Consider the following 12,859-nt stretch of genomic DNA (forward strand, 5'->3'; position numbering starts at 1 on the left):
GAGCGGATGCGGCTCAGGCGAGCCGCATCGGCAAGGCCCGCCCGGCCAGGCGCCGCCCGCGATGAGCGAGCGCGCCCGCGAGCTCGATGATGGCCTCCGCGGCGGCGTCGTCGGGCCGATCGATGACGATGGGCCGACCCGCGTCGCCACCCTGGCGCAGCGCCGGGCTGAGCGGAATGGACGCCAGCAGCGGCACCTCGGACACGTCCGAGCCGTGCGGGCCCGGGGCGCTGAGCGCGCGGGCGACCTCGGCACCGCCGCCCGAGCCGAACAGGTCGATCACGGTGCCGTCGGGCAGGGTGTACGGCGCCATGTTCTCCACCACGCCGATCACCGTCTGCCCGGTGCGTCGGGCGACCAGGCCGCTGCGAATCGCGACCTCTGATGCGGCGTGCTGCGGCGTCGTGACCACGAGCACCTCCGCATGCGGCAGGATCTGCCCGATGGAGATCGCGATGTCGCCGGTGCCGGGCGGCATGTCGATGAGCAGCACGTCGAGGTCGCCGAAGAAGACGTCGGTGAGGAACTGCTGAACCGTGCGGTGCAGCATCGGCCCGCGCCAGGCGACGACCGACTCGCCCTCCTGCAGGAACATGCCGATCGAGACGGTCTTCACGTCATGCGCGACGGGAGGCAGCATCAGATCGTCGATGCGGGTCGGCTGCGTGCCCGCGGGGATGCCGAGCAGGCCGGGGATCGAGAAGCCGTGCACGTCGGCATCCACCAGCCCCACCCTCAGTCCCTGCCCGGCCAGGGCGACGGCGAGGTTCGCGGTGACCGTGGACTTGCCGACGCCGCCCTTGCCGCTGGAGACCAGGACGACGCGGGTGAGCGAATCCGCCCCGAAGGGCATCTGCCGGGCGGGGCGCCCCTCGCGCAGCCTCTCGGTGAGCGCGCGCCGTTCATCCGGGGTCATCACGCCCACCTCGACCGCGACCTGCGAGATTCCGGGCACGGATGCGGCGGCGTCCCTGACGTCCTGCTCGATGCGCTGCGCGGCCGGGCATCCGACGATCGTCAGCACGATCGACACCCGCGCCGTGCTGCCGTCGACGGTGATGTCGCGCACCATGTCCAGGTCGCCGATGGGCCGGCGCAGCTCGGGGTCGGTCACGGCTGCGACGGCCGCTCGCACCTGATCGGCGACGCCGCTCACGGTGCGGTCTCGTCGGGCGCGGCTGACTCCTTCTCGAGCTCGGCGAGGAGCGTGCGCAGCTCCTGACGCAGCACGTCTCGCGTGACGGTCTGCGAGCCGCGCTCCTCGAGCGCGAGCCGCAATGCCACGATCTCCCGCGCCAGATACTCGGTGTCGGCGAGATTGCGCTCGCTGCGCTGCCGGTCCTGCTCGATCTGCACCCGGTCGCGGTCGTCCTGCCGGTTCTGCGCGAGCAGGATCAGGGGAGCGGCATAGGAGGCCTGCAGAGAGAGCATCAGCGTGAGCGCCGTGAACCCGAGCGTGGCGTCGTCGAATCGCAGGCCTTCGGGCATGGCCGTGTTCCAGACGATCCACGCCGCGCAGAACAGCGTGAGGATGACGAGGAACGCCGGGGTGCCCATGGCGCGGGCGACCCACTCCGTGAAGCGACCGAAGCGGTCGCGCGACGGCGCCGAGGAGCGCGCGGCTGCGGCGCGGCTCAGGGGGGTGTCGAGGCGGGACGAGCGTGCCATCATCGCGCTCCGCTCGTCGCGGCGTCATCGGCGTCGTGGGTGCGCCAGTCGCCGGGAAGGAGGTAGTCGAGCACGTCGTCGACGCTGATCGCCCCCACCAGGCGGTGCGCCGCATCGATCACCGGAAGGGAGACCAGGTCGTAGCTGGCGAGCATGCGGGCGACCTCGGCCGCGGATGCCGTGACCGCCACCGGCTCCAGGTTGTCGTCGAGGATCGCGCCGAGCCTCTCGTGCGGCGGGTAGCGCAGCATCCGCTGGAAGTGGACCACTCCGAGCAGCCGTCCGGTCGGGGTCTCGAACGGAGGCAGCGTGACGAACACCGCCGCCGCCAGTGCGGGGTGCAGCTCGTGGCGGCGGATCAGGGCGAGGGCCTCTGCGACCGTCGCGTCGGCCGAGAGGATGATCGGCTCGGTGGTCATCAGCCCGCCGGCCGTGTCGGGTCCGTACCGCAGCAGCGTGCGCACGTCCTCTGCCTCCTCGGGCTCCATGAGCGCGAGGAGCTGCTCGAGCCGCTCCGGAGGGAGCTGGGCGAGCAGGTCGGCGGCGTCGTCGGGCTCCATCTCGTCGAGCACGTCGGCGGCGCGCTCATCGCCCAGCCGGTCGAGGATGCCGACCTGCTCCTCCTCGGGCATCTCCTCGAGGGCGTCGGCGAGCCGCTCGTCGGGCAGTTCCTCGGCCACCTCGATCATGCGCTGCTCGGGCAGGTCGAGCAGGGTGGTGGCGAGGTCGGCGGCGTGCAGCTCGGAATAGGTGGCCACCAGCTGCTCGGCCGACTGCGCCTCGCCGGGCTGCTGCTGCTCGGTGACCTCGTTCCAGGCGGCGAACGTGGTGGGACCCTTCGCGAAGGGCGACGCACTGGTCTTGGCCTTGCGCAGGAAGAGCTGGGCGATCGCCCACTCGCCGTGGCGGTCCTGCTCGATCGCGACATCCTCGACGACGGCGGTGCCGCTGCCGTCGGTCAGGCGCACGCGCCGACCGAGGTACTCCGCCAGCACGCGCACCTCGCCGGGGCGCGGCTGGAAGCGCCGCACGTTGATGAGGCCGGTGCTGATCACCTGCCCGGAACGGATGGAGGTGACGCGGCCGATGGAGAGGAACACGTGGCGGCGACCGGGGATCTCGACGACGAGGCCGATCACCCGCGGCGGGGCCGTTTTTCGGTACACGATGACGACGTCCCGGACCTTGCCGAGCCGGTCGCCCACGGGGTCGAAGACGGCGCACCCGGCCAGGCGCGCGGCGAATACCCGTTGTGTGCTCACGCCCTCCAGCGTAGTCGCGCATCGGTGCTGATCCCCGATCGGATGACCTGCACAGCGCCCGGATGGAAGAATAGGACGATGAGCATGCTGAATCGTCCGGTGACCGGCGCAGACCTCGGCGAGATGGTCGCGTCGACGCGCGACTACGAGATCGCGCAGAAGACCGTGTCGACATTGATCGCGGGGGAGGTGCCCGCGCGCGACATCGCCATCGTCGGTCAGGGAGTGCGAACCGTCGAACGGGTCACCGGGCGGCTCGGATACGCCGCCGCCGCGCGTTCGGGTGCGATCAACGGCGTCCTGATCGGGCTCGTCCTGTCGGCGGTCATGCTCTTCGGCAGCCCGGATGCGCCCATCTCGCTCTTTCTCGGCTTCATCCTGATCGGTGTCGCGCTGGGCATGATCATGAGCCTGGTGACCTACTCGATCGTGCGCCGTCGCCGCGACTTCGCGAGCATGACGCAGATGCTGGCCGACCACTATGAGGTGCGCGTGCAGGCGGGATCACTGCCGAAGGCGCGCCAGGTTCTGGGCTCGGAGCGACAGGAGGCGCCTCGTCCGACCGTCGATCTGAGCGAGCCGCCGCGGTACGGGGAGCGGATCCCCGCACCGGGGGCGGAGGGTGGCGACGCGGCGCCGCAGGCGAAGCCGGTCACGGGTGCGACGCCGGAGGGCCCGGACGCGGCGGTTCCCGACGGTGCTCCCGACGGCACTGCTGAGCCGGCGGCGCCGATCGGTCCCGCCGACGCGAGCGATGTCGCAGGCGGCGCCGACGGGACTGCCGACGGCGGACAGCCCGCGCGATGACGCGACCCCGCCCGGCCACGGGCGTCTCCGCCTGGGCGCTGGGGCTGCTGATCCTGCTCCCCGTCCCGCTGCTGGGGCCTCTCGCCGCGGGCGGTGCGATGGTGGCGGCCTACGGCACGCTGTCGCGTCAGGGGCCGCTGGCGAAGACCAACGCTGCGGCTGCGCGCCGCTGGGGTCTGATCTTCCTGATCACGTCGACGAGTCTGCTCCTGATCCAGCTCGTCTGGGGGCTGCTGCGGCTCGCCGCGCCGCCGGTCGAGGCCACGGGCTTCTTCCCGCAGGGCATTCCGATCACGCTGTACGTGCTCGTCTGCGTGGTGCACCTGGTCGTGGTGATCCTCGGCACCCTGCGCGCCCGTCGCGGCGAGGCGGTGCGATTTGGCTTCCTGGGCAGGACGTCATGAGTGTGGAGGTGCACCTGCCCTCGGGTGTCGTGACGGTGACGGCCGCGTGGCAGCGACCGGCCGGTGAATCCCGCGGTGCGGTCGCGATCGCGCACGGTGCGGGCGCCGGGATGGACCATCCGTTCCTGGTCGGCTTCGCGGATGCGCTGACGGATGCCGGATTCACGACCGTGCGGTTCAATTTTCCCTATGCCGAGGCGGGCAGGCGGATGCCGGGACCGGCGGGTCAGGCGATCCTGACCTGGGAGGCGGTCGTGGAGCGGGTTCGCGCGGAGGCGCCGGGGGAGCCGGTGTGGGCGTGCGGCAAGTCGTACGGCGGGCGGATGGCGTCGATGGCGGTCGCCGAGGGGCTCGAGGTGCACGGTCTCGTGTACCTGGGCTATCCGTTGCATCCGCCGGGCCGCCCGGACAGACCGCGAGTGGAGCACCTGCCTTCGGTGCGCCCGCCGCAGCTGTTCGTGGAGGGATCGAACGATCCCTTCGTTCAACCGGTGTCGCAGCTGGAGGAGGCGGTGGCGTCGTGCCGCGATGCACGCATCGCATGGTTCGAGGGCGGCGGGCACTCCTTCGAGGTGAAGGGGCGCCGCCTGCCCGCGGATGAGGTGGGAGCGTCGCTCGTGCCCGTCGTCATCGATTTTCTCGAGCGGACCGGAGGCCGGTGACGATGCCCGGGCTGCACCATGTGGAGATCTGGCTCGCCGATGCGCGACTGCTCGGAACGTCGTGGCGGTGGCTGCTGACGGAGGTCGGCTTCGAGCAGGTGCAGTCGTGGCCGGGCGGCGCGTCGTGGGCTGCCGGCGGGACCTATCTGACCTTGACGACGTCGCCGAATCTGTCGGCGCCGGCTCACGACAGGCGTCGACCGGGAGTGAATCACATCGCCTTTCGCGTCGGTGACCGGGCGGCGCTCGATTCGCTGATGCACGGGGCCGCCGAACAGGGCTGGTCGCCGCTGTACTCGGAGCGGTACCCGTATGCGGGTGGACCCGATCACTGTGCCGGATGGCTCGAGGACGCCCGCGGGTTCAAGGTCGAGGTCGTCGCCGACGAGCACTGATGCCGGCTGTCCGCTGTTCTGGCCTGCCGCGATGCTCTGACAGATGAGCGGATGATCCGTGCTGTCATCTTCGACCTCGACGGAGTGATCCGTCACTTCGACCCCGAGACGACGGCGGACATCGAAAGGCGACGCGGCGTTGCGTCGGGAACGATCGCCAGCGTCGCCTTCGCGAAAACGCGGATCGAACCACTCACGACGGGCCGCCTCAGCCGGGCTGACTGGATCGCCAGCATCGGCGAAGCGCTCGGCGACCCTGCCGCGGCGGTCGAATGGGGTATGCAACCGGTCAGGCTCGATGCCGAGGTACTCGCACTCGCGAGGCAGCTCTCGGGCGCGGGCATCCGGCCGGCGATCCTCACCAACGGCACTGACACGATCTCGGCGGAGACGACCCGGCTCGGACTCACCGCGCTGTTCGAACCGATCATCAACACGGCGGAGATCGGCTTCGCCAAACCGGACGCGCGCGCGTTCTTTCACGTGCTGGACGCGCTCCGATGCGAACCCGGCGACGCGTTTTTCACCGATGACTCGGCGACCAACGTCGCCGCAGCTGCGGCGTTGGGGATGCACGCTCACCACTTCCGCAGCGCCTCAGGCCTGAGGGCGGCGCTGGGGGAACGGGGCGTCACGATGGGGGAGGAACCGGTCAGCGTGCGCTCATGAATCGCAGCACCTGGTCGACGTAGGCATCCGGCTGCTCGACGAAGGCGAAGTGCCCGGCCTGCGGAATGCTGACGACCTCCCCGCCCGTCGCGGCGCGATAGTCCTCCAGCACGACCGGCGGCGCGACCATGTCCGCTTCGCCGCGGACGATCATCGACGGCACCGTCAGTGCGGAGAGCTCGGGTCGGCGATCGCAATACAGCTCACCCAGCAGGCGCAGATGCGAGACGCCCCGCGACCAGTCGAGGCCCGCGGGAGCGGAACCGACCACCTGCTCGTACCGTGCGCGCGTCTGCCCGTCGTAGAGGAACAGATCGAGGTAGCGCGCACCGAGGGGCTGCATGGACTCCCAGGTGCGGTCATCCGCCGTGATCCGGCGCCCCAGCGTCGCGAAGCGCCGACAGGCTGCCGCGGCCTCCGTCTCACCGGCCTCATCGAGCATCGCGGCCGCGCGCGGAAGACGGTGGCGGTCGGTCGCGTCCGTGTCAAGAGCGGGGCAGTCCAGGATCAGGGCGTCGATGCGCTCGGGATGGGCGAGCGCATAGTCCAACGCGTAGGCACCTCCGGCCGAGTGTCCGATGACCGTCCAGCGGTCGATGCCCAGCTGACGCCGGATCTCCTCGACGTCATCGATCAGCAGCCGGATCGTCAGCGGTGCCTCGGAGGGCACGGGGTCGGAGCGCAGCACCCCGCGCTGGTCGACGCCGATGATCCGGATGCCGCGCTCGGCGAACCGATCGCCGACGGACGCCATGAAGTCCCAGCTCGGGTTGCCCGGCCCGCCGTGGATGAACAGCAGCGGATGCCCGTCGTCCGGCCCGCGCTGATCCACGAACAGCCGAGTGCCGTTGACATCGAGAAGGGAATCCATCCCGGCATCCTATGCGGACGCGGTGACATCCCGATCGCTCAGCACACGACGCACCGTGCTGCGACCGAGCTGCGCCATCGCGGGATTCGAGACCTCGTAATACCAGACGAGTCCCATGGCCTGCTGCAATGCCCAGGCGGCTCCGCGGAGCCACTCCTCCTCCGACGCGTCGAGCATCGCGCGCAGGTGCCGACGCGGGCTCTCGCCGAGCAGATGCCATGCGCAGACGAGATCCAGCGACGGGTCGGCGGGGCCGGAGGACGCGCGTCCGCGACGTCACACCTACGGCTTGCCCTGATCGACCCACCGGGTGTGCGACTTCAGCGCGTGCAGGACGGCCAGCCGCACCACGAAGTACACGGCGGCACCCACGACGGCGATGACGACCAGGTACACGAGCAGCAGGATCAGTAGGTGCCCGCCCATGAACAGATTCATCATCAGCCCTTCACCCGTGCGATCCACGCCTCGACGTCCTCGACGGTGCGCGGGATGTCGGCGGAGAGGTTCACCGGTCCGTCCTCGGTCATCAGGATGTCGTCCTCGATGCGCACGCCGATCCCGCGCAGTTCCTCCGGGACGGTGAGGTCGTCGATCTGGAAGTAGAGCCCGGGCTCGATCGTGAAGACCATGCCCGCTTCGAGGATGCCGTCGTAGTACATTTCACGCCGGGCCTGCGCGCAGTCGTGCACGTCGATTCCGAGGTGATGGCTGGTGCCGTGCACCATATAGCGGCGGTGCTGCCCGCCCCTGTCGGCATCCAGCGCCTCCTGCGCGGTGACCGGCAGCAGGCCCCACTTGGCGGTGCGCTCGGCGATGACCTTCATGGCCGCCTCGTGCACGGTGCGGAATCGCACCCCGGGCCTGGCCGCCGCGAAGGCGGCGTCCGCCGCCTCGAGCACCGCCTCGTACACGCGGCGCTGCACGTCCGAGAAGGTACCGTTCACCGGCAGCGTGCGCGTGATGTCGGCCGTGTACTGGCTGTCGACCTCGACGCCCGCGTCGATGAGGATCAGATCGCCGGGCACCACGGCCCCGTCGTTCCGTGTCCAGTGCAGATAGCAGGCGTGCGGTCCGGATGCCGCGATCGTGTCGTAGCCCTCCCAGTTGCCGTCGCTGCGCGCGCGCTGATGGAAGACGCCCTCGACGATGCGCTCGCCACGGGGATGCGCGACGGCGCGGTCGACCTCGCGGATGATGTCGTCGAAACCGGCTGCCGTGACCGCGACGGCCCGGCGCATCTCGGCGACCTCGAACTCGTCCTTCACGAGCCGAAGCTCGGAGACGAACCGGGTGAGCGCCTCGTCGTCGTCGACCACGAGGTCGTCGTCCCCGGCGGCGAAGGAGTCGAGGTGCGCGGTCGCCACCGCGAGATCCGCGGACACGCCGGCGAGCGAGGGCCGCGGACCGATCCAGAACTCCCCGATCGTGGCATCCGCGTAGAACTCGCTGGTGGTGCGGTCTGCGCGCTCCCGGAAGTACAGCGTGACGTCATGCCCGGCACCCGTCGGCTCGAACACGAGCAGCGAATCCGGCTCCGCGTCGTTCTCCCAGCCGGTCAGGTGCAGGAAGGCCGAGTGGGCGCGGAACGGGTAGTCGGTGTCGTTGCTGCGCTGCTTGAAGGCCCCCGCGGGCACCACGAGCCGTTTGCCGGGGAACGCCGCCGACACCTTCGCACGGCGGGCGGCGGCGTACTCGGCCTGCGCGCGCGCTTGGGGCATCGACTCCGGACGGTCTGCCCAGCCGGTCGAGATGGTGTCCAGGAAGCCCTGCGGGAAGGGCTGCCTGCGGGGATTCTTCTCCGCGGGCGCCGGCTCGGAGGGGATCTCGACGGCCGTGTCGTTGTCTGCGCTGCTCATGTGCTCCATTGTCGCATCCGCGGCCCCGACGGGGCTGGTCGCGCGGCGTCTCAGCCCGCGGGTTCGAGCTGCGCCACGAGCGCGCGGTGGTCGCTGCCTCCGGCGTCGTCCAGCACGACCGTCCCGGTCGCCCGCCACCGGTCGCTGGCCATCACATGGTCGATCGGGGCCCCCGCCAGTTCGGGCAGAGACGCGGGCCAGGTGCCCACCATGCCGTTGCCCGTCGCGCTCGCCGCATCGTGGCAGCGGCCCATCGTGCCGCCCTCGCTGCCGAAGGAGGCCATGTGATCGAGAGTGGCGTTGAAGTCCCCGGCCAGGATGAAATCCCCCGCGGGGCACTGGTCGGCGATCCAGGCGAGGTCCGACTTCCAGCGCGTCATCGCGTCCTCGCGCGGCGCGACGGCGTGCACGGCGACGATCGTCGGTCCGGTGCCGTCCACGGGCATGGCCACGGCGCTCGGCACCGAGCTGGTGTTGCTCGATCCGTCGCGCGACGAGGCGATCACCGAGTACTCGCCGAGGTTCGCCGAGATGAGGATGGTCGTCTGCCAGGCCTGAGGGCCGTTGGGAACGTCCGGGCGGATGTTCACATGGTGCACCCACATCGGACGGCCGGCGTCGCGCATCCGCACGGCGATCTGCTCGCCGACCTGCTCGGCCGTCTCGGGCAGCGCCACGACGTCGGCCTGCTGCTCGTCGATCACGCGCGCGATCGTCTCCGCCGACACCGCAGCGCCGTTCGTGTTCCACGTGAGCACGCGCAGCGCGCCATCGGTCTTGTCGGGCAGCGTGTCGCTCCCGATCCCGCGCGTCGCGCCGACGATACCGGTCGCCGCGGCTCCGAGCAGCGCGACGATGAGGATGGATGCCGCGAAGCCGCGCAGCGGCCGGGCGAACAGCAGCAGCAGCGCCAGCACCGCGATCACCAGGAGCACTCCGAGCACGAGCGCCCGCGAGGCGACGATCTGCGCGATGGGGAAGGTCGTCTCGAGCTGGAAGAACTGCGGCCAGACGAGGACGGCCGTGGCGATCGCGAAGAGCACCGTGATGAGGATTCCGACCAGACGTAGCATCGTCCGAAAGCCTAGGCGAGTCTTGCTGTGACACCCCTGGCGGTACGCTCGGGGGATGACCCAGGGCGCGCGCTCCACCTTCACAGGCCCGAGTGATCTGCACCTGCATTCGAACCACTCCGACGGCACCGAGGCCCCGGCCGAGGTGATGCGGCAGGCGCACGCGCACGGCATCCGCACGCTCGCGCTCACCGACCACGATCGCACCACGGGCTGGGACGAGGCGGCCGGCGCCGCCGCCGACCTCGGGATGACCTTCCTCCCCGGCATCGAGCTCTCCGCCAAGCACGAGTGGCGCAGCGTCCACGTGCTCGGATACCTCTTCGATCCCGCCGACCCAGCTCTCGTCGCCGAGACCGATCGCATCCGCCTCGACCGCGTCGGTCGGGCCGAGCGCATCGTCCGCAACATCTCGCGCGACTACGACCTGGGCTGGCCCGACGTGCTGGCGCAGACCCTCGCGGATGCCACAGTGGGCCGCCCGCACATCGCCGACGCCCTCGTGGCGCGCGGCATCGTCCGAGACCGCACCGAGGCATTCGCCGGCATCCTGCATCCGAGCGCCGGGTACTACGAGCCGCACTACGCGCCGGACCCTCTCACAGCGGTGCGCCTGATCACCCGCGCCGGGGGAGTGGCGATCATCGCCCACCCGGCCAGCTCGGGCCGGGACCGGATGATGCCGACGCCCTACATCGAGCGGCTGATCGCGGAGGGGCTCGGCGGCTTCGAGATCGATCACCGCGAGAACACCCAGGACGGCAAGCGGATGCTCCGCGGGATCGCGGCCGACCACGACCTGATCGTCACCGGCTCCAGCGACTACCACGGCGCGGGAAAGCCCAATCGGCCCGGTGAGAACACCACCTCCGACGAGATGGTGGCGCGGATCATCGACCGCGCCACGGGCACGCCTCCCCACCGTCCCTGACCGGTGCGGCGGGTCATCGGGGTGTGATCTCCCGGTGGATGTGGCGCATCTGGTCGCTTCGGTGGGAGGGATGCCGCGTGTTGCGCCACATCGGCGGGCGGGGGCGCGGGGAGTGCGCGGGGAGTGCGGCGGGGAGTGCGGCGGGTCATCGGGGTGTGATCTCCCGGTGGATGTGGCGCATCTGGTCGCTTCGGTGGAGGGATGCCGCGTGTTGCGCCACATCGGTGGAGGGGGTGCGCGGGGGCGCGGGGAGTGCGCGGGAGTGCGGCGGGGAGTGCGGCGGGATCTCCGGGCGTGATCTCCCGGTGGATGTGGCGCATCTGGTCGCTTCGGTGGGAGGGATGCCGCGTGTTGCGCCACATCGGTGGGCGGGGTGCGCGGGTGCGCGGGAGTACGGCGGGATCTCGGGGCGAGATCTCCCGGTGGATGTGGCGCATCCGGTCGCCTTGGTGAGAGGGATGCCGCGTGTCGTGCCACATCGGTGGGCGGGGCGCGCATGGTGCGCGGGTGCGCGGGGAGTGCGGCGGGCTCTCGGGGCGTGATCTCCCGGTGGATGTGGCGCATCTGGTCGCCTGGGTGGGAGGGATGCCGCGTGTTGCGCCACATCGGTGGGCGTGGCGGGCATGCAACAGCCGCGCGACCCGAAACAGGCCGCGCGACCCGGAACGGGCCGCGCGGCTGGATGCAGCTGAGCGTCAGGCGCCGCTGGGAGCGGCTCCTCCGCTGCGACGCCGGCGTCGACGGCGCTGCGGGGCGGGCTTGCCGTCGCGGTGCTCGTGCGTGGCGTCGCCGTCGTGCGTGCCTGCGCCGTCGGCGTCGCGGTCGGCCGCCGGTGCGCCTTCACCGGGATCGGATGCCGGCTGCTCGGCGCCCTCGGCGAATGTCGAACCGACCTTGTCGCCGCCCGAGCTGCGGCGTCGACGGCGGCGGCGGCGCGTCGTGCCGTCGTCGGTGCCCTCGGCCGCGGCGTCCGCCGCCTTCTGGGGCTGACGCTGCCGGCGCTCCGACGGCGCCTTCTCGGCCTTGGGGGCTGTCACCAGACGGCCCTTGGTGCCCTCGGGGATGTCGAGGTCGGCGAACAGGTGCGGACTCGACGAGTACGTCTCGACGGGCTCGGGCTGGCCGAAGTCGAGCGCCCGGTTGATCAGGGCCCACTTGTGCAGGTCCTCCCAGTCGACGAAGGTGACCGCGATGCCTGTCTTGCCTGCGCGTCCGGTGCGCCCGGCGCGGTGCAGGTAGGTCTTCTCCTCGTCGGGGATGGTGTGGTTGATCACATGGGTGACATCATCGACGTCGATGCCTCGGGCGGCGACGTCGGTGGCCACCAGCACGTCGCGCTTGCCGGCCTTGAACGCCGCCATCGAGCGCTCACGCTGCTCCTGACCCATGTCGCCGTGCACGCCGCCGACGTTGAATCCGCGGTCGCCGAGCTCGTCGACGAGCTTCTGAGCGGCGCGCTTGGTGCGGGTGAAGATCACGGTCTTGCCGCGGCCCTCGGCCTGCAGGATGCGGGCGATGATCTCGTCCTTGTCCAGGGAGTGCGCGCGGTAGACGATGTGCTTGATGTTCGCCTGCGTGAGACCCTCATCGGGGTCGTTGGCCCGGATGTGGATCGGGTTCGTCATGAATCGGCGCGCCAGCGCCACGATCGGTCCGGGCATGGTCGCCGAGAACAGCTGGGTGTGGCGCACCGCCGGCACCTTGGAGAAGATCTTCTCGATGTCGGCGAGGAAGCCCAGATCGAGCATCTTGTCGGCTTCGTCGAGCACGACCTCGGTCGCGTTCGACAGATCGAGAAGCCGCTGGTTGGCGAGGTCGATGAGTCGACCCGGGGTTCCGACGACGATCTGGGCGCCGGCCTTGAGCTGGTCGATCTGACCTTCGTACGCCTTGCCGCCGTAGATCGCCACGACGCTGGTGGAGCGGTTGGAGGTGAGCAGATCGATGTCCTCGTAGACCTGCACCGCCAGCTCGCGCGTCGGGACGACGATCAGGGCCTTGACGCCGTGCTCGGGGTCCTTCCCGAGCCGTTGCACCACGGGGATGCCGAAGCCGAAGGTCTTGCCCGTTCCCGTCTTGGCCTGGCCGATGATGTCCTGGCCGGGAAGGCCGAGCGGGATGGTCTGCTCCTGGATGGGGAACGCGTCGACGATGCCCTTGGAGCCCAGCGCGTCGATGATGTCCTGATCGATTCCGAGATCAGCGAATGAAGTCACAGTTGTTCTTGCCTGTCCGGCGCGTGCGCGGCGATCTGCCAC

General features: G+C 70.6%; 15 protein-coding genes. 6 read left to right on the plus strand and 9 right to left on the minus strand.

Annotated features, from left to right (window positions below; genetic code table 11):
- Positions 1–13 precede the first annotated feature (13 nt).
- Genes ACFWHT_RS04945 through ACFWHT_RS04955 form a run of 3 tightly spaced genes read right to left on the minus strand, consistent with a single transcriptional unit; the run spans position 14 to position 2,930 of the window.
- On the minus strand, positions 14–1,156 hold the full coding sequence (locus ACFWHT_RS04945; RefSeq protein WP_378826004.1) for an Mrp/NBP35 family ATP-binding protein: 1,143 nt from the start codon (positions 1,154–1,156) through the stop codon (positions 14–16).
- Positions 1,153–1,668, minus strand: coding sequence for a DUF1003 domain-containing protein (locus ACFWHT_RS04950; protein WP_378827905.1), 516 nt, complete (start codon positions 1,666–1,668; stop codon positions 1,153–1,155). The genes ACFWHT_RS04945 and ACFWHT_RS04950 overlap by 4 nt, the downstream gene beginning before the upstream one ends.
- Positions 1,668–2,930: a magnesium transporter gene (locus ACFWHT_RS04955; RefSeq protein ID WP_378826006.1), complete on the minus strand. Its 1,263-nt coding sequence runs from the start codon at positions 2,928–2,930 to the stop codon at positions 1,668–1,670. Before ACFWHT_RS04955 ends, ACFWHT_RS04950 begins: the two co-directional genes overlap by 1 nt.
- A gap of 78 nt (positions 2,931–3,008) precedes the next feature.
- Here ACFWHT_RS04955 and ACFWHT_RS04960 point away from each other — a divergent pair, with 78 nt between their 5' ends.
- From ACFWHT_RS04960 to ACFWHT_RS04980, 5 genes are read left to right on the plus strand one after another with little or no spacing between them, the layout of a single operon-like run.
- A complete protein-coding gene (locus ACFWHT_RS04960; protein ID WP_378826008.1) occupies positions 3,009–3,737 on the plus strand; it encodes a general stress protein in 729 nt (242 codons plus the stop codon).
- Positions 3,734–4,141, plus strand: a complete 408-nt coding sequence (locus ACFWHT_RS04965; RefSeq protein ID WP_378826010.1) for a hypothetical protein — start codon at positions 3,734–3,736, stop codon at positions 4,139–4,141. Before ACFWHT_RS04960 ends, ACFWHT_RS04965 begins: the two co-directional genes overlap by 4 nt.
- Complete coding sequence (locus tag ACFWHT_RS04970; protein ID WP_378826012.1) at positions 4,138–4,803, plus strand: alpha/beta family hydrolase; 666 nt, start codon at positions 4,138–4,140, stop codon at positions 4,801–4,803. The genes ACFWHT_RS04965 and ACFWHT_RS04970 overlap by 4 nt, the downstream gene beginning before the upstream one ends.
- Before the next feature lie 2 nt (positions 4,804–4,805).
- The gene (locus ACFWHT_RS04975; protein ID WP_378826013.1) at positions 4,806–5,198 is read left to right on the plus strand and encodes a glyoxalase; all 393 of its coding nucleotides are present in this window, start codon (positions 4,806–4,808) and stop codon (positions 5,196–5,198) included.
- A 51-nt stretch (positions 5,199–5,249) separates the two neighbouring features.
- On the plus strand, positions 5,250–5,867 hold the full coding sequence (locus ACFWHT_RS04980) for an HAD-IA family hydrolase (RefSeq protein WP_378826015.1): 618 nt from the start codon (positions 5,250–5,252) through the stop codon (positions 5,865–5,867).
- Here the strand turns inward: ACFWHT_RS04980 and ACFWHT_RS04985 are convergent.
- From ACFWHT_RS04985 to ACFWHT_RS05005, 5 genes are all read right to left on the minus strand, one after another.
- Positions 5,851–6,738 carry an alpha/beta fold hydrolase gene (locus tag ACFWHT_RS04985; protein WP_378826018.1) on the minus strand — a complete coding sequence of 296 codons (888 nt, stop codon included), beginning with the start codon at positions 6,736–6,738 and terminating at the stop codon, positions 5,851–5,853. The two genes, ACFWHT_RS04980 and ACFWHT_RS04985, sit on opposite strands and share 17 nt — an antisense overlap.
- Before the next feature lie 9 nt (positions 6,739–6,747).
- On the minus strand, positions 6,748–6,915 hold the full coding sequence (locus tag ACFWHT_RS04990) for a hypothetical protein (protein ID WP_378826019.1): 168 nt from the start codon (positions 6,913–6,915) through the stop codon (positions 6,748–6,750).
- 105 nt (positions 6,916–7,020) lie between these two features.
- The gene (locus ACFWHT_RS04995; protein WP_378826021.1) at positions 7,021–7,179 is read right to left on the minus strand and encodes a hypothetical protein; all 159 of its coding nucleotides are present in this window, start codon (positions 7,177–7,179) and stop codon (positions 7,021–7,023) included.
- Positions 7,179–8,597, minus strand: a complete 1,419-nt coding sequence (locus ACFWHT_RS05000) for an aminopeptidase P family protein (RefSeq protein WP_378826024.1) — start codon at positions 8,595–8,597, stop codon at positions 7,179–7,181. The genes ACFWHT_RS04995 and ACFWHT_RS05000 overlap by 1 nt, the downstream gene beginning before the upstream one ends.
- 50 nt (positions 8,598–8,647) lie before the next feature.
- Positions 8,648–9,670, minus strand: coding sequence for an endonuclease/exonuclease/phosphatase family protein (locus ACFWHT_RS05005; protein ID WP_378826026.1), 1,023 nt, complete (start codon positions 9,668–9,670; stop codon positions 8,648–8,650).
- A gap of 55 nt (positions 9,671–9,725) precedes the next feature.
- Here ACFWHT_RS05005 and ACFWHT_RS05010 point away from each other — a divergent pair, with 55 nt between their 5' ends.
- On the plus strand, positions 9,726–10,601 hold the full coding sequence (locus ACFWHT_RS05010; protein WP_378826028.1) for a PHP domain-containing protein: 876 nt from the start codon (positions 9,726–9,728) through the stop codon (positions 10,599–10,601).
- Between the two features lie 695 nt (positions 10,602–11,296).
- Here the strand turns inward: ACFWHT_RS05010 and ACFWHT_RS05015 are convergent.
- Positions 11,297–12,817 carry a DEAD/DEAH box helicase gene (locus tag ACFWHT_RS05015; protein ID WP_378826030.1) on the minus strand — a complete coding sequence of 507 codons (1,521 nt, stop codon included), beginning with the start codon at positions 12,815–12,817 and terminating at the stop codon, positions 11,297–11,299.
- Positions 12,818–12,859 lie beyond the last annotated feature (42 nt).

The sequence above is a fragment of the Microbacterium sp. NPDC058342 genome (assembly GCF_042723935.1).
GTDB lineage: Bacteria > Actinomycetota > Actinomycetes > Actinomycetales > Microbacteriaceae > Microbacterium.